The sequence below is a fragment of the Pseudoxanthomonas kalamensis DSM 18571 genome (assembly GCF_010211745.1).
Taxonomy (GTDB): domain Bacteria; phylum Pseudomonadota; class Gammaproteobacteria; order Xanthomonadales; family Xanthomonadaceae; genus Pseudoxanthomonas_A; species Pseudoxanthomonas_A kalamensis.
This window is the reverse complement of record NZ_PDWQ01000001.1, coordinates 69294-87519: the sequence shown is the minus strand read 5'-3', so window position 1 is coordinate 87519 and position 18226 is coordinate 69294. Positions and strand designations below refer to the sequence as shown.

Genomic DNA, 18226 nt, shown 5'->3' with positions numbered 1-18226 from the left:
TACTCATTCACTCCTCCCCTTGCGGGAGATGGCAGAGAGAGGAGACGTTGTTGCGCAAGTCCCCTTATCCGCCTTCGGCACCTTCTTCCGCTTGCGGGAGAAGGGCTGTGTCCAACAAGCCTGAAAACGCCATGACCGATAACTCCAGTCCGACCATGACCCCGCGCGAGATCGTGCAGGAACTCGACCGCCACATCGTCGGCCAGCACTCGGCCAAGCGCGCGGTGGCGATTGCGCTGCGCAACCGTTGGCGGCGTATGCAGCTTCCCGACGATCTGCGCAACGAGGTCATGCCGAAGAATATCCTGATGATCGGCCCGACCGGCGTTGGCAAGACCGAGATCGCGCGTCGGCTGGCGACCCTGGCCAATGCGCCGTTCGTCAAGGTCGAGGCGACCCGCTTCACCGAGGTCGGCTACGTCGGCAAGGATGTCGAGCAGATCGTCCGCGACCTGGTCGATACCGCGGTGAAGATGCATCGCGAGCAGGCCAAGACCCGGTTGCGCACGCAGGCCGAGGAACGTGCCGAGGGCCGTATCCTTGACGCCCTGCTACCGCGACGCGAAGCGCAGGGCTTCGGTTTCGGTGCCACCACCACGGTCGATATCGGCGCCGAGCCGTCGTCGCAGGAATCGGAAACCCGGCGCAAGCTGCGCAAGCAACTGCGCGCCGGCGAGCTGGACGATCGCGAGATCGAACTGGAATTCTCCGTCAACGTCGGCGTCGACATCATGACCCCGCCAGGGATGGAGGAGATGGGCCAGCAGTTGCGGCAGATGTTCTCCAATCTGGGTGGAGCCAAGTCGAACAAGCGCAGCCTGACCATCCGCGCCGCGCGGCCGCAGCTGATCGAGGAAGAGGCCGGCAAGCTGGTCAACGAAGACGACATCCGCGCCGCGGCGATCGAGTCCTGCGAACAGCACGGCATCGTCTTCATCGACGAGATCGACAAGGTGGCCAAGCGCGGAGACAACGTGGGCGGCGGCGACGTCAGCCGCGAAGGCGTGCAGCGCGACCTGCTGCCGCTGGTCGAGGGCAGCAACGTTTCCACCAAGTACGGCACGGTCAAGACCGACCACATCCTGTTCATCGCCTCCGGCGCCTTCCACCTGGCCAAGCCCAGCGACCTGATTCCGGAGTTGCAGGGCCGCTTCCCGATCCGGGTCGAGCTGTCGGCGCTGAGCAAGGACGATTTCGTGCGCATCCTGACCGAGCCGAAGGCGGCGCTGACCACGCAATATGTCGAGCTGCTGAAGACCGAGGGCGTGTCGCTGCAGTTCAGCGACGATGCGGTCGAGCGTCTGGCCGAGATCGCCTATCAGGTCAACGAGCGGCAGGAAAACATCGGCGCACGTCGCCTGCATACGGTGCTGGAGCGGCTGCTGGACACGCTGAGTTACGAGGCGCCGGATCGCGACGGCGAGGCGCTGCGGATCGACCGCGCCTACGTCGATGCGCACCTGAACGAACTGGTGCAGGACCCGGACCTGAGCCGCTATATCCTCTGAAATTCGCCCGCCGACGCAGGAGTCGGCGGGCGCACGCCGCGTGTTGCCTGGTGCCGGTCAGAAGGCCCAGCGCAGGATCAGGAAGGCGATCGAACTGAGGATCGCGGCGGCGGGCAGGGTGATGACCCAGGCCAGGCCGATCGGCTTCATCAGATCCCAGTTGTTCTGCCGGTTGACCACGCCGATACCCAGTACTGCGCCGATCAGGATATGCGTGCTGGATACCGGCAGGCCGAAGGTCGAGGCCAGCATCACCACGCTGGCCGCCGCCAGCTCGGCAGAGAAGCCCGAGGCCGGATGCATCTCGGTCAGATTGGTGCCGACCGTGCGGATGACTTCCTTGCCGATGAACCACAGGCCGACGATCAGGGCAACACCGAAGGTCACCATGGTCAGGGTCGGCACCGGCACCTTGGCATCGATCTGGCCGGTACGCAGCACGTCGAGGATGGCCGCGAACGGACCGATCGCGTTGGCGATGTCGTTGGAGCCGTGGCTGAAGGCGAAACCGGCGGCGGTGAACACCTGCATCCAGCTGAACATCAGGAAGGTGGCGCGCCCCAGCGAAGCACTCTTCAGCGTCTTGGCGAAGATGAAGGTGGCCATCCACACCGCTGCGCCGGTCATGCCCATGATCAGGTAGTTGTGCAGCGTGGTCAGGCCTAGGTCGATGTGCTTCAGGCCCTTGAACAGCAGCATTGCGCCGATGATCATCGAGCCGATTGCAGCGACCAGCGGCACCCAGTTTTCCAGCGCCCGATGCGCCTGGATCTCGTCGCGCTTGCGGTCGATCGCATGCAGGCCGCGGTAGTAGTCGGATTCGATCTCGTCGGGACGGAAATCGTTGTCCGTCATCATCGTCATGTCGCGTGCCAGTGCATGCGTATAGGCGATCTTCTGCACATCGGACAGGCGATCGAAGGCATCCTTGTAATCGCGTGCGTAGGTGTGTTTTTCCTCGCGAATGGCGGTGAGCTGGGATTCGGCCTGGTCGTTGTAGTCGAGGATGTGCTTCTTGATCTGCGAGAACAGTATGTAGGCAACGACGCCGCCCAGCAGTGGCGACACCACCCACGACATCGCGATCTTGCCGATCTCGCCCCACTGCACCAGCGAGAGCGCGGTATCGGCGCCGTTCATCAGGAAGCCGAGGGTAATCGAACTGCCGACGATGGCACCCACGATGGAGTGCGTGGTCGAGACCGGATATCCCTTCTTGGTGGCGAACAGCAGCCACAACGCCGCCGCCACCAGCGCCGACATCATGATGTGGATGAAGTCCATCGGATGGACCTCAATTCCGCCCAGATCGACAATGCCGCCGCGGATGGTGCCGGTGACTTCGCCGCCGGCGATCACCGCGCCGCTGACTTCGAACACTGCGGCGATGACCAGCGCTTGCTTGATGGTCAGCGTGCCCGCGCCGACGCTGGTGCCGAACGAGTTGGCGACATCGTTGCCGCCGATGTTGAAGGCCATGAAGATGCCGAACAACGAAGCCAGCACCAGCAGGATCAGGTTATTGCTGTTGGTGTAGATGTTGGCCCAGTACAGGAAATAGGCGCCGACGACGACCAGCAGGGCGGCAAAGAACACGCTGAGCTTGGAGATGCCGCCGTTGGCGGCCTGCGCTGGATCGGAGGTCGGTGCTGTCGAACTCATGGAGTTTTCCTCAATTCCCCGGGGGTGATGACGGGCGCCGATGCATTCATGCGCCGATGGCAGACCCTATTGCCCGGAGATGACGAATGTGTGACAGAATCTGACAGGATTCAGCATTACGCTGCGATGGTTCGCGTCGCCCGGCAGGCGGCTACCAAGCAATGCCATGTCACGAAAATCGTTGATCAGTCCTCGCCGATATCCTCGTTCCAGACCTCGGGGTTGGCGGCGATCCAGTCGCCCAGCATCTCGATGCATTCCGGGTCGTCCAGCTCGACGACATTGATGCCGTTCTCGCGCAGCCAGTCGATGCCGCCGCGGAAGTTGGCCGATTCGCCGACCACCACGGTGCCGATATTGAACTGGCGGACCAGTCCGCTGCAGTACCAGCACGGCGCCAGAGTGGTGACCATGATGGTGTCGCGGTAACTGCGCTGGCGTCCCGCCTTGCGGAAGGCGTCGGTTTCGCCGTGCACCGACGGATCGCCTTCCTGCACGCGACGGTTGTGGCCGCAGCCGAGCAGGTGGCCGTCGCCGTGATACAGCGCCGCGCCGATCGGAATGCCGCCCTCGGCCAGACCCCGGCGGGCTTCGGCGACGGCGGTGGCCAGCATGGCGCGGTAATCGGGCGTGTCGGGCATGGCGGAATCGCGAAGCGGGCGGAAGCTCATCCTAGCGCCGCCGATGCCATAATGCGCGGATGAGCGAATCCCCCTACGAGTCCGGCACCACCCATTTCGGTTTCCGCGACGTCGCCGCGCGCGACAAGCAGAAACTGGTCGGTGAGGTGTTCACTTCGGTGGCCGGCAAGTACGACCTGATGAACGACCTGATGAGCCTGGGCATCCATCGGGTCTGGAAGCGCTATTTCGTCGCTACCTGTCAGGTCAAGCCGGGCGACCGCGTGCTGGATCTGGCAGGAGGCACCGGCGACATCGCCGCGCTGCTGAAGGATCGGGTGGGCGATACCGGCGAGATCGTGCTGGGCGACATCAACGCCGGCATGCTGTCGGTGGGACGCGACCGGATGACCGACCGCGGTCTGGTGTCCGGGCTGGATTACGTGCAGTGCAATGCCGAGACGCTGCCGTTCCCCGACGCCAGTTTCGACTTGGTCACCATCGCCTTCGGCCTGCGCAACGTCACCGACAAGGGTGCCGCGCTGCGCGAGATGCACCGCGTGCTGAAGGTGGGCGGGCAAGCGAGGGTGCTGGAATTCTCGGAAGTGCAGGCCGAGTGGTTCAAGCCGATCTACGACTTCCACTCGTTCAAGGTACTGCCGCGGCTGGGCACGCTGTTCGCCGGCGATGCCGACAGCTACCAGTACCTAGCCGAGAGCATCCGCAAGCACCCGCCGCAGGATGCGCTGAAGGCGATGATGGTCGAGGCCGGGTTCGGGCGCGCCGGTTATCGCAACCTGTCGGGCGGCATCGTGGCCGTGCATACCGGCTACAAGGTCTGAGACGCTTCGGGGAGGGGGTGAAAAGGCGCTAAACTGATAGGGTTTTCCCCTGTCCGGATTCCCCAGAATGCGCTCCGTTTTCCTGCTGATGTCCTGCGCCGCCGTACTGGCGGCGGGTTGTTCCAAGCAAGCGCCGGCCCCCGAGGCCAGTCCCGCTCCCGCCGAGCCGGCCGTCGCCAAGGTCGAGCGCGGCCACGACGAGAACTCCTACGCCGAACCGGGCAAGGTCGCGATCACCGACCTGGCGCTGGAACTTTCGCTGGACTTCGATGCCAGGCAGATCCAGGGCACCGCCACCTACACGCTGGACTGGAAGGATCAGGCTGCGACCCAACTGGTGCTGGATACGCGCGCGCTGGATGTCGCGCAGGTGGAAGGCGCCGATGCCGAGGGCAACTGGGCGCCGCTGCAGTTCGCGCTGGCCGATGCCGACCCGATCTACGGCAGCAAGTTGACCGTGGAAACCCCGCAACGCAACGCCAAGGTGCGGATCAGCTACCGCACCTCGCCGCAGGCGTCCGGCCTGCAATGGCTGGAGCCGTCGATGACCGAGGGCAAGCAATTGCCCTTCATGTTCAGCCAGTCGCAGGCCATCCACGCCCGCAGTTGGGTGCCGTTGCAGGACACGCCCGGAGTGCGCTTCACCTACAGCGCGCATGTCACCAGCCGTCCCGATGTGATGGTGCTGATGGCAGCCAACAGCGCCCCCGACGCGGTTCGCGACGGCGATTACAGCTTCCGCATGGAACACCCGATCCCGTCCTACCTGCTGGCGATCGCTGCCGGCGATCTGGTGTTCAAGCCGACCGGCCCGCGCAGCGGCGTCTGGGCCGAGCCGGCGATGGCCGGCAAGGCGGCCAGCGAGTTCGAGGACACCGAGAAGATGATCCAGGCGGCCGAGGCGCTGTACGGCCCGTACCGCTGGGGCCGTTACGACATCCTGGTGCTGCCGCCGTCGTTTCCGTTCGGCGGCATGGAGAATCCGACCCTGACCTTCGCCACCCCGACCGTGATCGTCGGCGACAAGTCGCTGGTGTCGCTGGTCGCGCACGAACTGGCGCACAGCTGGTCGGGCAATCTGGTGACCAATTCGAGCTGGAAGGACATCTGGCTCAACGAAGGTTTCACCACCTATGTACAGAGCCGCATCACCGAGGCGTTGTACGGGCAGGAAATGGCCGAGATGGAGCGCCAGATCGACCAGATCGACCTGATGGCGGAAATCGCCGACCTGGCACCGGCCGATCAGGTGCTGGCGCTGTCGCCGCTGACCGGCCGCGATCCGGACGAAGCGCTGAGCGGCGTTCCGTACAACAAGGGCGCGTGGTTCCTGCAGTTCCTGGAGCAGCGTTTCGGTCGCGAGGTATTCGATCCGTTCCTGCGCGGCTGGTTCGACGACCATGCCTTCCAGAGCGTCGATACGGACCAGTTCGTCGCCTACCTGAAGAAGAACCTGCTGCCGAAGAGCCCGCACGCGGTGACCGACGCCGAGCTGGATGCCTGGCTGAACCAGCCCGGCGTGCCGCAGTCGGCGATCAAGGCGCAGTCGCGCGGCTTCGCCATCGTCGACACCGCGCGCATCGCCTGGCTCGGCAGCGGTAGCCTGCCGGCGAAGGAAGTGACCGATGCCTGGGTGACCCAGCAGTGGGTGCACTTCATCGAAGGCCTGGGCCAGCAGGTCAAACCGGAACGGCTCGCCCAGCTGGACGAGGCCTACCACTTCACCGGCACCGGCAACGGCGAAATCGCCATGCGCTGGTATCCGCTGACCCTCCGCAGCGGCTATGCCGAAGCGCGGCCGGCGGCCGGCGAGTTCATCGAGCGGGTCGGCCGGCGCAAGCTGATCATGCCGATCTACGAGGAACTGGTGAAGACGCCGGAAGGCCTGGCCTTCGCCAAGGACGCCTTCGCCAAGGCCGAGCCGGGCTACCACCCGATCACCACCGCTTCGGTCAAGGCGTTGCTGATCAAGGCCGAAGTCGGCCAATAGGCTGCTGCGTGATCTCGGCCTCGCCTTGTACGGGGCGGAGCCGACTCATCCCGGGAGAATGGACACGATGAAACGACAACTCGTCATCCTTGCCTTGGCTTCCGTGTTGGCCGCCTGCGGCCCCAGCGAAGCCGACCTGCGCGCAGCGGCGGAGGCGGCCGCGGCGCAGAAGGAACAGGCCGCGGCCGAGTTGGCGAAACAGTACGAAGATGCTCGGGTCGCGCAGAAGTGGGAGATGGCGCGTATCCACGGCGCCGCGCTGCTGGCGCAGTACCCGGACACGCAGGCCGCCACCGAGATCCAGCAGAGCTTCGACGAGGTGAAGGGCAAGGCCGAGGCCCAGCGCGAGCAGGACCGGTTGTCCTCGCTGTGGAATTACTCGCAGGTCGCCGATGGCGGCGGCATCCAGCGCTCGGCGCTGATCTACAGCCAGGAAACCGTCGATGTCGACGGCAGCGGCCCGCGCACGGTGCAGCTGGTGTTCCGCGACCACCCCAAGTGGAAGCGCAGCAGCTATCTGGTGCTGCAGGCGGGCGACTTCGCCAAGGCTTGCTATCGACGCTGTACCGTTACCGTCACCACCGACGACGGCAAGTCGCGCAGGATGAGCGCCAACCGCCCGGATACCGACGAGGCCATCGCCATGTTCATCGACGACGAGAAGGCGCTGTGGAAGCTCGCGCGCAACAACAAGGCGCTGGCCATCGAGTTCCAGACCCGCGACGTCGGCGCGCGCGAGGTGGTGTTCGAAACCGGCGGCCTGAACCCGACCCACATGCCGGGCTGGGATTGATGCGGATTACAACGAATAACCGAACTGCTGCTTGAACTGTTCGTTGAACTCGTCGTAGTCGAAACGCTGGTTCTGGGTGCCGGGGTGCTCGACTTTCAGCGCGCCCATCAGGTTGCCGATGCGGCCGATGGTGACCCAGTCGAAACCCTTCTGGATGCCGAAGATCAGTCCGGCGCGGAAGGCGTCGCCGCAGCCGGTGGGATCGGTGACCCGGCGCTCGTGCGCCGGCGGGATGTCGTAGGTCTTCTCCGGGGTATGGATCAGCGCGCCGCGCGGCCCCTGGGTGGTGATATAGGCCCTGACCCGCTGCACGATGTCCTTTTCCGACCAGCCGGTACGCTCCTGCAGCAGGTTGGATTCGTAGTCGTTGACGGTCACGTAGTCGGCCTGCTCGATGAAGGCGCGCAGTTCCTCGCCGTTGAACAGCGGCATGGCCTGACCGGGGTCGAAGATGAAGGGAATGCCGGCCTCGGCGAACTCGCGCGAGTTCTGCAGCATGCCTTCGCGGCCGTCCGGGCTGACGATGCCGAAATCGACGTCCGGTACGTTGCGCACATGGTTCTCGTAGCTGCGCATCATCGCCCCCGGATGGAAGGCGGTGATCTGGTTGTTGTCGTGGTCGGTGGTGATGAAGGCCTGCGGGGTGAACAGGTCGTCGAGTACCTTGACCTGGCCCAGTTCGATTTCCTGTTCCTCGAACCACTGCCGGTACGGGCCGAAGTCCTGGCCGACGGTGGCCATCGGCACCGGATCGCCGCCGAGCAGCTTCAGGTTGTAGGCGATGTTGCCGGCGCAGCCGCCGAACTCGCGGCGCATCCGCGGCACCAGGAACGAGACGTTCAGGATGTGGACCTTGTCCGGCAGGATGTGGTTCTTGAACTGGTCCGGGAACACCATGATGGTGTCGTAGGCAAGGGAACCACAGATCAGTGCGGACATCGGGTGGCCTCGAGGGGGTGGGTCCGGCGGTGTTCGACCGGCTCGGCGGACAAGGGTACCGGCTGCCCCCGGCTGCGGCCAGCCCGCGGTCGTCGCAGCCGGCCCCGGGCGGCGGCGGGGCAGGCCGTCTTCACATGGATTTTCCTTGCCCGCGCACAGGCGGGTTGCTAGGCTAACTTCCCCGTTTTTGCCCGGAAAACCGCCGGTTTCCGGTCACTCCCCGATTCGCAGGACACCTTTCCCCGATGTTCAAGAAATTCCGCGGCATGTTTTCCAACGACCTGTCCATCGACCTGGGCACGGCCAACACCCTCATCTACGTCCGCGGCCAGGGCATCGTCCTGAACGAACCTTCGGTGGTCGCGGTGCGCCAGGACCGGGCGATCGGCGGCACCCGCACGGTGGCCGCAGTCGGCGCCGAGGCCAAGCAGATGCTCGGCCGCACTCCCGGCAACATCACCACGATCCGGCCGATGAAGGACGGCGTGATCGCCGATTTCACCTACACCGAGGCGATGCTGAAGTACTTCATCAAGAAGGTGCACAAGTCGCGCTTCCTGCGCCCCAGCCCGCGGGTGCTGGTCTGCGTGCCGGCCGGCAGCACCCAGGTCGAGCGCCGCGCGATCAAGGAATCGGCCGAGGAGGCCGGTGCCCGCGACGTGTACCTGGTCGAAGAGCCGATGGCCGCGGCGATCGGCGCCGGCATGCCGGTCAGCGAGGCGCGCGGCTCGATGGTCATCGACATCGGCGGCGGCACCACCGAGGTGGCGGTGATCTCGCTGTCGGGCATCGTCTACTCGCAGTCGGTGCGGGTCGGCGGCGACCGCTTCGACGAATCCATCATCAACTACGTGCGCCGCAACCACGGCATGCTGATCGGCGAGGCGACCGCCGAGCGGATCAAGCTGGAGATCGGCTGCGCCTATCCGCAGCAGGAAGTGCAGGAGATGGAAATCTCCGGGCGCAACCTGGCCGAGGGCGTGCCGAAAATGATCAAGATCAACTCCAACGAGGTGCTGGAAGCCCTGCACGAGCCGCTGTCGGGCATCGTCAGCGCGGTCAAGCTGGCGCTGGAGCAGACCCCCCCCGAGCTGTGCGCCGACGTGGCCGAGCGCGGCATCGTGCTGACCGGCGGCGGCGCCCTGCTGCGCGACCTGGACCGGCTGATCTCCGAGGAAACCGGCCTGCACGTGCAGGTGGCCGACGATCCGCTGACCTGCGTGGCCCGCGGCGGCGGCCGCGCGCTGGAACTGGTGGACATGCACGGCAACGAGTTCTTCGCGCCGGAATAATGAAGCAGGAACGAGTGGAGAGGAGCGAGAAATGAGAGGAAGCGGCTTCCCGGCTCTTGCTCGCTCTTCACTCCCCGCCCCTCACTTCTCGTTGCTCTTCACTCGCTGCTAGCCCCGTGCCTTCCTACCCCGGTCCCCCCATCGCAACACGCCCGGGCGAAGCTGCCGGAACGTTGAAGCTGCTGGCCTATCTGGCCCTATCGATGGTCCTGCTGTTCATGGATCATCGCGGCGGCTGGCTGGCCCAGGTGCGCTCCCACGCCGATGCGGCCACCCAACCGCTGTGGTGGCTGGCCGGTCTGCCGGGGCGGCTGGGTACGCGGATGCAGGACGACGCGGCCACGCGTTCGCGCCTGATCGACGAGAACCGCGAACTCCGCAATGAATTGCTGATCGCCAACGCGCGCCTGACCCGGCTGCAGACCGCAGTGGCCGACAACGCCCAGCTGCGCGCCCTGCTCGGCGCGGCCGAAAGCCGGGGACTGGACGTGCAGCTGGCCTCGGTGCTCAACATCGATCTGGACCCGACCCGGCAGCGGCTGGTGCTGGATGCCGGTAGCGGCGCCGGCGTGCAACAGGGCCAGGCGGTGATCGATGCCGGCGGACTGATGGGGCAGATCATCGAAACCACGCCGATGCATTCGGTGGTGCTGCTGCTGACCGACCCCGACCATGCGGTGCCGGTGATGGTCGGCCGCAACGGGGTGCGACTGGTGGCCTATGGCAGCGGCCGCAGCGACCAGCTGGAACTGCTGAACATCCCGGCCAACACCGACGTCAAGGAAGGTGACGTGCTGGTCACGTCGGGCCTGGGGGGGCGCTTCCCGCCCGGCTTCCCGGTCGGCACCATCACCGACCTGCGTTCCGACGACAGCCGCACCTTCCTGATCGGGCAGATTCGCCCCGCCGCGCAGCTGGATCGCGGCCGCGACGTGCTGCTGCTGAAGCCGGGCGCGCGCTTGCCGGTGCCGACCGAGCCGGCTGCCGACGACGATTCGGCCACGCCGACAACCGATCCGGCCGCGCCACCGGCCTCCGATCCGCCGCAGGAACTGGCGCCGTGAGCCGTCCGCGCAATCGCTGGCTGCTGCCGGTCAGCCTGCTGCTGGCCCTGCTGCTGGCCCTGTTGCCGTTGCCGGCGGTGTTGCAGCCGTTGCGGCCGTACTGGCTGGCGCTGGTGGTGGCGTACTGGGTGATCGAGGCGCCGGAGACCGCCGGCCTGGGCTTCGCGTTCTGCATCGGCATCGTCGCCGACCTGATGTTCGGCAGCCTGCTGGGCGAACAGGCGCTGCGGCTGACCATCATGGCCTTCATCCTGCAGCGCTTCCGCGCGCGGATGCGTTTCTTCCCGCTGTCGCAGCAGGCGCTGGTGATCGGTGCCCTGCTGCTGAACGACCGCATCATCGGCACCGTCGTGCACCGCGTGCTGGGCGAGCCGGTGCTGCCGTGGGAATACTGGTGGGCGCCGCTGCTGGGCATGCTGTTGTGGCCACCGCTGTTCGTGCTGATGGACGCGCTGCGCCAGGGGCGTCGCGGCTGACATGGGCTTTTCGCGCCGGCCGAACAAGAACCCGCACGCGGAAGCCGAACAGTTCCGCCGTCGCGCGGTGCTCGGCGCCGGTGTGGTGGCGCTGGCCCTGCTGGCCCTGGGCGCCTGGTACTTCAAGCTGCAGGTGCTCGATCACGAAGAATACGTCACCCGTTCCGAGGACAACCGCATCCGCCCACAGCCGGTGGTGCCGGGTCGCGGCAGCATTTTCGATCGCGAAGGTCGACTGCTGGCCGAGAACGTGCCGGCGTTCCGGCTGGACGTGTTGCCGGAACGGGCCGGCGACCCGGAACGGCTGGTCGAGGCGCTCGGCAAGGTCATCGAACTGCGGCCGGAAGACGTCGAGCGCTTCGAGGCAACTCGCAAGGTCACCCGCGGCTTCCGCGCGATCACCCTGAAAGCGAAACTGGACGAGGACGAGATCGCGCGGCTGGCGGTGGATCGCTGGCGCTTTCCCGGGGTCGAGGTGGTGCCGTACCAGACCCGGCGCTATCCCTACGGCGAGCTGTTCGCGCACATCGTCGGCTACGTCGGCCGGATCGACGAGAAGGACCTGGAAAATCTTGATGAAATCAATGCCGCATTGACCCATGTCGGCAAGACCGGGCTGGAGCGCTATTACGAAAGCGCGCTGCGCGGCAAGGTCGGTTACGAGAAGATCGAGACCAACGTAGAAGGGCGTGCGCTGCGCAAGATCGGCCAGATACCGGCGGAGCCCGGCACCGACCTGCGCCTGGGCGTGGACGCCGAATTGCAGAAGGCCATGGTCGAGGCCTTCGGCGAGCTGGAAGGCTCGGCGGTGGCGATCGATCCGCGCAACGGCGAAATCCTGGCCATGGTCAGCCTGCCCAGCTACGACCCCAACCTGTTCGTCAACGGCATCTCGCACGCCGATTTCAAGGCGCTGAACGAAAACCCCTCGCGCCCGCAGTTCAACCGGCTGGTACTGGGCGGGGTGGCGCCGGGCTCGACGATCAAGCCGATCACCGCGCTGGCCGGGCTGGACAGCGGCGCACGCACGCCCGAGGACAGGGTGCTGTCCACCGGCGTATTCCGCCTGCCGGGCATGAAGGGGCGCGGCTGGCTTGATGGTGTCCACGGCTGGACCGACGCGCGCAAGTCGATCTACGAGTCGGTCAACACCTATTACTACCAACTGGTGCTGGATATGGGTATCCGGCGCTACGACGAATTCCTGGGCAAGTACGGCTTCGGCCAGCCGACCGGGATCGATCTGACCGGCGAGATCGCCGGCATCCTGCCGTCGCCGGACGAGAAGAGGAGGCTGACCGGCGAGCGCTGGTATCCGGGTGACACGGTCAATGTTTCCATCGGCCAGGGCCTGTGGAAGGTGACCCCGCTGCAACTGGTGCGCAGTACCGCGGCGATCGCAAGTGGCCAGTTGATGCGCCCGCACCTGGTGGTCGAGCAGCGCAACGGATTCGATGCGCCTTGGCAGGCCTTGCCGCAACCGGTGCCGTCGCCGATCACCGACCGTCCCGACCACCTGAAGGTGGTGCAGGAAGGCATGGAACTGACCACGACGATCGGCACGTCGGCCCGCATCTTCCGCGACGCCGGTTATCGCTCGGCCGGCAAGACCGGCACCGCGCAGGTGGTCAATCGCAGCGAGCGCGCGGTCGATCCCCGGACCTTGCCGCTGTGGAAGCGTCACCGTTCGTTGTACATCGGCTATGCCCCGGCGGAGAACCCGACCATCGCGGTGGCGGTGGCGGTGGAAGGTGGCGGCTACGGCGCCGCCGCCGCCGCGCCGATCGCGCGCAAGGTGTTCGACGCCTGGTTGCTGCCGAAGACCGCGCCGCCGGATGCGGCCGGTGAAATCGCGGAACCGGTCGAGGCCGCTTCGCCCGAGGATGCGCAGGCCGCGCCACCGGCGGTTGGCGAAACAGCGGAACAGGTGTCGCCATGAAGGATCTGCTGCGCTGGCTGTTCGACCTGCTGCGGTACCTGACGCGGACGCTGGACTGGCCGCTGCTGCTGGGTCTGGGCGCGCTGATGGTCATCGGCCTGGCCGTGTTGTACAGCGCCGGCGGCGTCAGCCAGGGCAGCCACCTGGTGCTGGCGCAGGGCGCGCGTTTCGCAATCGGGCTGGGCGCGATCTGGGCATTGTCGCGAGTGCCGCCGAACCGCCTGCGGGCGTGGACGCCGTGGGTGTTCCTGGCCTCGCTGCTGCCGCTGGTGCTGGTGCTGTTCATCGGCACCGGCAAGCACGGCCATCACTGGATCAACCTGAAGGTGTTCTATTTCCAGCCCTCGGAGCTGCTGAAGCTGACCCTGCCGATGATGCTGGCGTGGTACCTGAACCGCGAACCGCTGCCGCCGCGGTTGCGCACCGTGATCGGTTCGGTGCTGCTGATCGGGGTGCCGACCGGGCTGGTGCTGCTGCAACCGGATTTCGGCACCGCGATGCTGGTGGCGGCCAGCGGCGTGTTCGCGCTGTACCTGGCCGGGTTGTCGTGGTGGTGGTTCGCGGCGGCCGGGGTCGGCGCGGCCACCGCCGGCGGGCTGGCGATGTTCGCGCCGATCTCGTGGTTCTCGTTCCTGCGTCCGTACCAGCAGAACCGTATCCTGACCTTCCGCGACCCGGAAAACGATCCGCTCGGCGCCGGCTGGAACATCATCCAGTCCAAGATCGCCATCGGCGGCGGCGGCTGGACCGGCAAGGGCTGGGGGCAGGGCAGCCAGGTGCACCTGGACTTCCTGCCCGAGCACACCACCGACTTCGCCTTTGCGGTGCTGGCCGAGGAGTTCGGCTGGATCGGGGTGGCGCTGGTGCTGGCGCTGTACATGTTCGTGGTCGGCCGCTGCCTGTGGATCGCGATCGAAGCGCGCGACACCTATTCGCGGTTGCTGGCCGGGACCCTGGGCCTGGCGATGTTCGTCTACGTGATCGTCAACGGCGGCATGATCTCCGGCCTGCTGCCTGTGGTCGGCGTGCCAATGCCGCTGCTCAGCTACGGTGGTACCTCGGCGGTGTCGCTGCTGGCCGGGCTGGGACTGGTGATGTCGGTCAAGGCGCATCGGCCGGTGCACGGCTACTGAGCCCAATGCACGCGAACAGTCGCGAAAACCGCCCGGATGCGGCGCCTGTGCCGCGCCGCGCCGGCCGTTCATGCGGCACCGTTGCGGCCATCGGCCATTCACGATTCCGCTGGCCCGCGTGCTACCCTGCGCGCCGATGAAGAAGCCTGTTTTTTCCGCATTCCTGCCGCTGTTGCTGGTCGCCTGCGCGAGCCAGCCATCGTCTCCCTCCGAGGCCGAATCCGCACCTGCCGCCGCCGCCGCGCCGCTGGCGTCCGCCGAAGCGGTTCCACCTGCCGCGCCACCGCCAGAAACCTCGGTGGAAGCGGTCAAGCCGATCGAACCCGTTGATCTGACCCCGGTTCCGTTCGAGGTCGCGCGCGCCGAGTTCGTCCGCGACACCGCCGCCCGTTTCGGCATCGAACCGGCCTACATCGAGAGCGTGCTGGCGCAGGCGAAGTTCCGCAATGACGTCATCGCGCTGATGTCGCGGCCGGCCGAGCGGGTCAAACCGTGGAGCGAGTACCGGCCGGCCTTCATCACCCGCGCCCGGATCGACGGCGGCCGCGCCTTCCTGGCGCAGAACCGCGCGGCGCTGGAGCGCGAGGAACAGAATTTCGGCGTGCCGGCCGAGATCATCGTCGCCATCGTCGGGGTCGAGACCAGCTTCGGCAATTACGTCGGCAAGCATCGCGTGCTGGACGCGCTGTACACGCTGGCCTTCCGCTACCCGCGCAGCGGCAATCCCGAGCGCGCCGCCTACGAATACCGTCGCGAGCAGTTCTTCCGCGACGAGCTGGCGCAGCTGTTCGCGCTGGCGCGTGAAGAGAACCTGGACATCCCGTCGCTGATCGGCAGCTATGCCGGGGCGATGGGCATGGGTCAGTTCATGCCATCCAGCTACCGTCAGTTCGCGGTCGACGGCGATGGCGACGGCCGCCGCGATCTGTTCAACAGCAAGGACGATGTGTTCGCCTCGATCGCCAACTATTTCCGCAAGAAGGGCGGCGAGCGCGGCGGCTGGGTGCCGGGCGCCCCGGTGGTGGCGCGGGCCGAGCTGCTGCCCGGCCATGACGAATTCAATCCCGACAGTTGGTTGCCTGACTATTCGCTGCAGGATCTGGCCGAACGCGGCTACCTGCCGGCCGAACCGGTGGTGGCCAATGCGCGGGCCACCGTGGTGTCGCTGGACGGCAGCGAAGGTCGCCAGTACTGGCTGGGCTTCCAGAACTACTACGCCATCACCCGCTACAACAACTCCAAGATGTACGCGATGGCCGTGTACCAGCTGTCGCAGGCGATCGCCGGCAAGGACCTGCCGCCGGCATGAAGCGGCTGCTGCCGCTGTTGTTGCTGGCCCTGGCGGCTTGCGGCACCGCACCGAAGAAGTCCGATTCCGCTGCCGGCACCGTGGTCGGCGCCTCGCCGGCCGTGGCGCAGGACTGCATCGGCAAGTACCGGCCGGCACAGGAAGATGCGTCCAAGCGCGGCAACTACACCGCCGGCGGCCTGTACGCGCCGGGCGTGCGCGACAGCACTCCGGACTACATCCCCGACGTGAACTGCATCGCCGAGCCGGTGGTCGGCAACGAACCGCGCTCGCCGGTGGGCAACCGTTCGCCCTACACCGTGCTGGGCAAGAAGTACCGGGTACTGGACGACGCCGACGGCTATGTCGAACGCGGCACCGCTTCGTACTACGGCAACAAGTTCCATGGTCGCCGTACCTCCAACCAGGAGGTATACGACATGTACGCCTTCACCGCGGCACACAAGACCCTGCCGCTGCCCAGCTTTGCCCGCGTCACCAATCTGGACAACGGCAAGTCGGTGGTGGTGCGGGTCAACGACCGCGGCCCGTTCCATGAAGGGCGGGTGATCGATCTAAGCTACGCCGCGGCGGTCAAACTGGACATCGTCCAGCGCGGTACCGGACGGGTCGAGGTGCGCGCCCTGAAGCCGGGCGACCAGGACGCGCCGAAGCGGGCCGCGGCGAAACCCGCTTCCATCGAACATGCTTCGGTCAGTTCCGCATCCGGATCCGTTGCCGCGCCCATGCCCACGGCGATGGATCGGCTGGTGCAGCAACTGCCCGCCGCCCCCGCGCCGGCATCACTGTCGCCTTCGTCGCCCGCGCCGATACGGTCCGCGCCGGCAGGGCAAGCGCAAGCCGGAACGCTGACCAACGCCGACCAGTTCGATGCCTGGATGCAGGCCAACGGCATCCGGGTGGCGACCGGCAAGCCGGCACAGAGCTATTCCGACCGTTTCGGCGATGCGCCGGCGGCTGCCGATGCATCGACCACCTCTGCACTGCCGCCAACGACTCCGGCTACTCCTGTGCCACCGCCATCATCCGCTGTGCAATTGCAGGTCGGCAGTTTTTCCAGCCGAGACAATGCCGAGCGCGCGCTGCAACGGTTGCAGGCGGCCGGCATCGCCGATGCCGGCCTGAGCGAGGCGCAGAGCAACGGTCGCACCCTGTGGCGGCTGCGGGTGCCGGCGGCCGATGCCGGCAGCGCCGCATCGCTGGCCGAGCGCATCGCCGCGCTGGGGCTGGGGCAACCGCAACTGGTGCGTGAATGACGCCCATACGGCCCGCGCGGCAGCTTGCCGACCTGCGCTTACAATTTCCCCATCAATGACTTTCGAACGGCTGCCCGGCAGCCCGCGAATCCACGGAGTCCGCACCGCATGAAGTTCCGTTTTACCCCGAAGTCCAGTCCGGTCCGCCTTGCAACCATTGCCCTCGTCACCGCCGCCTTCGGTCTGGCCTTCGCCCAGACGCCCGCGCCTGCGCCCTCGCCGGCCGCTCCCGCACCGGCAATCACCGAAATCCCGCCGGCGCCGGTACCCGCTGGCAAGGCCTGGGTGATCATGGACTACACCACCGGCCAGGTGCTGGCTGGCGAGAACTACAACGAGCGGCTGGAACCGGCCAGCATCACCAAGGTGATGACCTCGTACGTGGTCGCCGCCGAGATCGCCAACGGCAAGGTCAAGCGCGACGACCCGGTGATGATGAGCGAACGCGCCTGGCGCGAAGGCGGCGCGGCGACCGACGGCAGCTACAGCGGTTTTCCGGTCAACCAGACCGCGCCACTGGAGGCCATGGAGAAAGGCATGGCCGTGCAGTCGGGCAACGATGCCGCGATCGCCCTGGCCGAGCATGTCGCCGGCAGCGAGGAAGCCTTCGCATCGCTGATGAACGCCTACGCCGAGCGGCTGGGCATGAAGGACTCGCATTTCGTCAATGCGCATGGGCTGTCGGCGCCGGAACACTATTCCACTGCCTACGATCTGGCCCTGCTGGGCCGCGCGATGATCCGCGACTACCCGGAGACCTACGCCTACAACAAGATCAAGGAGTTCAAGGTCGGCGCGATGAACCCGCAGCCGAACCGCAACCTGCTGCTGTGGCGCGACCCCAGCGTGGACGGCATCAAGACCGGCCACCATTCCGGCGCCGGCTACTGCCTGATGAGCTCGGCCCAGCGCGGCGACCAGCGCCTGATCGCGGTGGTGATGGGCTCCACCTCGGAAAAGCAGCGCGCCAGCGACAGCCTGGCCTTGCTCAACTGGGGCTTCCGCTTCTACGAAACCCACCGCCTGTATGACGTCGGCACCGCCATCGCCACCCAGCGCGTGTGGAAGGGCAAGAGCAAGCAGGTGCAGCTGGGCGTGGCCACGCCATTGCTGGTCAGCGTTCCGCGCGACCGTTACGACGCGTTGAAGCCGGCGATGGAGGTGCCGAAGCAGCTGGTCGCCCCGATTACCAAGGGCCAGGCGCTGGGCATGGTCAAGGTGACACTGGATGGCAAGGTCGTGGCCGAAGCGCCGCTGGTGGCTGTGGACGCGGTCGAGGAAGGCGGCTTCTTCCGCCGCCTGTGGGATGCGTTCTGGATGTGGTGGGATTCGGACTGAGTCAGCATTCCATCGAGGGGCGTGACAGAAAGTCGGCACATGCCGGCTTTCTTCGTTGTGGCCGG

The 18226-nt window shown here is 66.5% G+C and carries 14 protein-coding genes and 1 pseudogene; 12 read left to right on the top strand and 3 right to left on the bottom strand.

The features are described from left to right. Nucleotides 1-131 precede the first annotated feature (131 nt). On the top strand, nt 132-1508 hold the full coding sequence (gene hslU, locus CSC70_RS00410; protein WP_162454666.1) for an ATP-dependent protease ATPase subunit HslU: 1377 nt from the start codon (nt 132-134) through the stop codon (nt 1506-1508). Nucleotides 1509-1565: 57 nt separating this feature from the next. Here the strand turns inward: hslU and CSC70_RS00405 are convergent, their stop codons facing one another. Further along, nucleotides 1566-3170 (bottom strand): inorganic phosphate transporter, encoded by a 1605-nt coding sequence (locus tag CSC70_RS00405; protein ID WP_162454665.1) that lies wholly within the window; start codon nt 3168-3170, stop codon nt 1566-1568. Between the two features lie 185 nt (nt 3171-3355). Continuing rightward, nucleotides 3356-3811, bottom strand: coding sequence for a nucleoside deaminase (locus CSC70_RS00400; RefSeq protein WP_162454664.1), 456 nt, complete (start codon nt 3809-3811; stop codon nt 3356-3358). A 59-nt stretch (nt 3812-3870) separates the two neighbouring features. Between CSC70_RS00400 and ubiE the strand changes: the two genes are divergently transcribed. From ubiE to CSC70_RS00385, 3 genes are all read left to right on the top strand, one after another. Beyond that, nucleotides 3871-4632, top strand: coding sequence for a bifunctional demethylmenaquinone methyltransferase/2-methoxy-6-polyprenyl-1,4-benzoquinol methylase UbiE (ubiE, locus tag CSC70_RS00395; protein ID WP_162454663.1), 762 nt, complete (start codon nt 3871-3873; stop codon nt 4630-4632). A gap of 67 nt (nt 4633-4699) precedes the next feature. After that, nucleotides 4700-6622, top strand: a complete 1923-nt coding sequence (locus CSC70_RS00390; RefSeq protein ID WP_162454662.1) for a M1 family metallopeptidase — start codon at nt 4700-4702, stop codon at nt 6620-6622. A gap of 67 nt (nt 6623-6689) precedes the next feature. Next, nucleotides 6690-7415 carry a hypothetical protein gene (locus CSC70_RS00385; RefSeq protein ID WP_162454661.1) on the top strand — a complete coding sequence of 242 codons (726 nt, stop codon included), beginning with the start codon at nt 6690-6692 and terminating at the stop codon, nt 7413-7415. A gap of 6 nt (nt 7416-7421) precedes the next feature. Here CSC70_RS00385 and CSC70_RS00380 read toward each other — a convergent pair whose 3' ends face one another. Next, nucleotides 7422-8354: a carbohydrate kinase family protein gene (locus CSC70_RS00380; protein WP_162454660.1), complete on the bottom strand. Its 933-nt coding sequence runs from the start codon at nt 8352-8354 to the stop codon at nt 7422-7424. A gap of 245 nt (nt 8355-8599) precedes the next feature. On the opposite strand from CSC70_RS00380, the gene CSC70_RS00375 reads away from it, so the two are divergent. The 8 genes and pseudogenes from CSC70_RS00375 (at nt 8600) to CSC70_RS00340 (ending at nt 18161) form a co-directional block, all read left to right on the top strand. Further along, nucleotides 8600-9646 carry a rod shape-determining protein gene (locus CSC70_RS00375; protein WP_162454659.1) on the top strand — a complete coding sequence of 349 codons (1047 nt, stop codon included), beginning with the start codon at nt 8600-8602 and terminating at the stop codon, nt 9644-9646. 173 nt (nt 9647-9819) lie between these two features. Continuing rightward, nucleotides 9820-10710, top strand: a complete 891-nt coding sequence (mreC, locus tag CSC70_RS00370) for a rod shape-determining protein MreC (protein WP_425501492.1) — start codon at nt 9820-9822, stop codon at nt 10708-10710. Further along, nucleotides 10707-11186, top strand: coding sequence for a rod shape-determining protein MreD (gene mreD / locus CSC70_RS00365; protein WP_162454657.1), 480 nt, complete (start codon nt 10707-10709; stop codon nt 11184-11186). Before mreC ends, mreD begins: the two co-directional genes overlap by 4 nt. Before the next feature lies 1 nt (nt 11187). Next, nucleotides 11188-13008, top strand: a pseudogene (gene mrdA / locus CSC70_RS00360) (penicillin-binding protein 2); the annotation flags it as partial. A 113-nt stretch (nt 13009-13121) separates the two neighbouring features. Further along, complete coding sequence (rodA, locus tag CSC70_RS00355; RefSeq protein ID WP_162454655.1) at nt 13122-14258, top strand: rod shape-determining protein RodA; 1137 nt, start codon at nt 13122-13124, stop codon at nt 14256-14258. A gap of 136 nt (nt 14259-14394) precedes the next feature. Next, nucleotides 14395-15567: a lytic murein transglycosylase B gene (mltB, locus tag CSC70_RS00350; RefSeq protein ID WP_162454654.1), complete on the top strand. Its 1173-nt coding sequence runs from the start codon at nt 14395-14397 to the stop codon at nt 15565-15567. Next, a complete protein-coding gene (locus CSC70_RS00345; RefSeq protein WP_162454653.1) occupies nt 15564-16823 on the top strand; it encodes a septal ring lytic transglycosylase RlpA family protein in 1260 nt (419 codons plus the stop codon). The genes mltB and CSC70_RS00345 overlap by 4 nt, the downstream gene beginning before the upstream one ends. A 108-nt stretch (nt 16824-16931) precedes the next feature. Then, the gene (locus CSC70_RS00340; protein WP_162454652.1) at nt 16932-18161 is read left to right on the top strand and encodes a D-alanyl-D-alanine carboxypeptidase family protein; all 1230 of its coding nucleotides are present in this window, start codon (nt 16932-16934) and stop codon (nt 18159-18161) included. Nucleotides 18162-18226: the final 65 nt, after the last annotated feature.

Excerpts from the sequence above, each read along its gene's own strand:
- CSC70_RS00375 (WP_162454659.1), top strand. The coding sequence starts at position 8,600 with ATGTTCAAGAAATTCCGCGGCATGTTTTCCAACGACCTGTCCATCGAC.
- CSC70_RS00345 (WP_162454653.1), top strand. The coding sequence starts at position 15,564 with ATGAAGCGGCTGCTGCCGCTGTTGTTGCTGGCCCTGGCGGCTTGCGGC.
- CSC70_RS00405 (WP_162454665.1), bottom strand. The coding sequence starts at position 3,170 with ATGAGTTCGACAGCACCGACCTCCGATCCAGCGCAGGCCGCCAACGGC.
- CSC70_RS00385 (WP_162454661.1), top strand. The coding sequence starts at position 6,690 with ATGAAACGACAACTCGTCATCCTTGCCTTGGCTTCCGTGTTGGCCGCC.
- ubiE (WP_162454663.1), top strand. The coding sequence starts at position 3,871 with ATGAGCGAATCCCCCTACGAGTCCGGCACCACCCATTTCGGTTTCCGC.
- rodA (WP_162454655.1), top strand. The coding sequence starts at position 13,122 with ATGAAGGATCTGCTGCGCTGGCTGTTCGACCTGCTGCGGTACCTGACG.
- CSC70_RS00340 (WP_162454652.1), top strand. The coding sequence starts at position 16,932 with ATGAAGTTCCGTTTTACCCCGAAGTCCAGTCCGGTCCGCCTTGCAACC.
- CSC70_RS00390 (WP_162454662.1), top strand. The coding sequence starts at position 4,700 with ATGCGCTCCGTTTTCCTGCTGATGTCCTGCGCCGCCGTACTGGCGGCG.
- hslU (WP_162454666.1), top strand. The coding sequence starts at position 132 with ATGACCGATAACTCCAGTCCGACCATGACCCCGCGCGAGATCGTGCAG.
- CSC70_RS00380 (WP_162454660.1), bottom strand. The coding sequence starts at position 8,354 with ATGTCCGCACTGATCTGTGGTTCCCTTGCCTACGACACCATCATGGTG.
- mltB (WP_162454654.1), top strand. The coding sequence starts at position 14,395 with ATGAAGAAGCCTGTTTTTTCCGCATTCCTGCCGCTGTTGCTGGTCGCC.
- CSC70_RS00400 (WP_162454664.1), bottom strand. The coding sequence starts at position 3,811 with ATGCCCGACACGCCCGATTACCGCGCCATGCTGGCCACCGCCGTCGCC.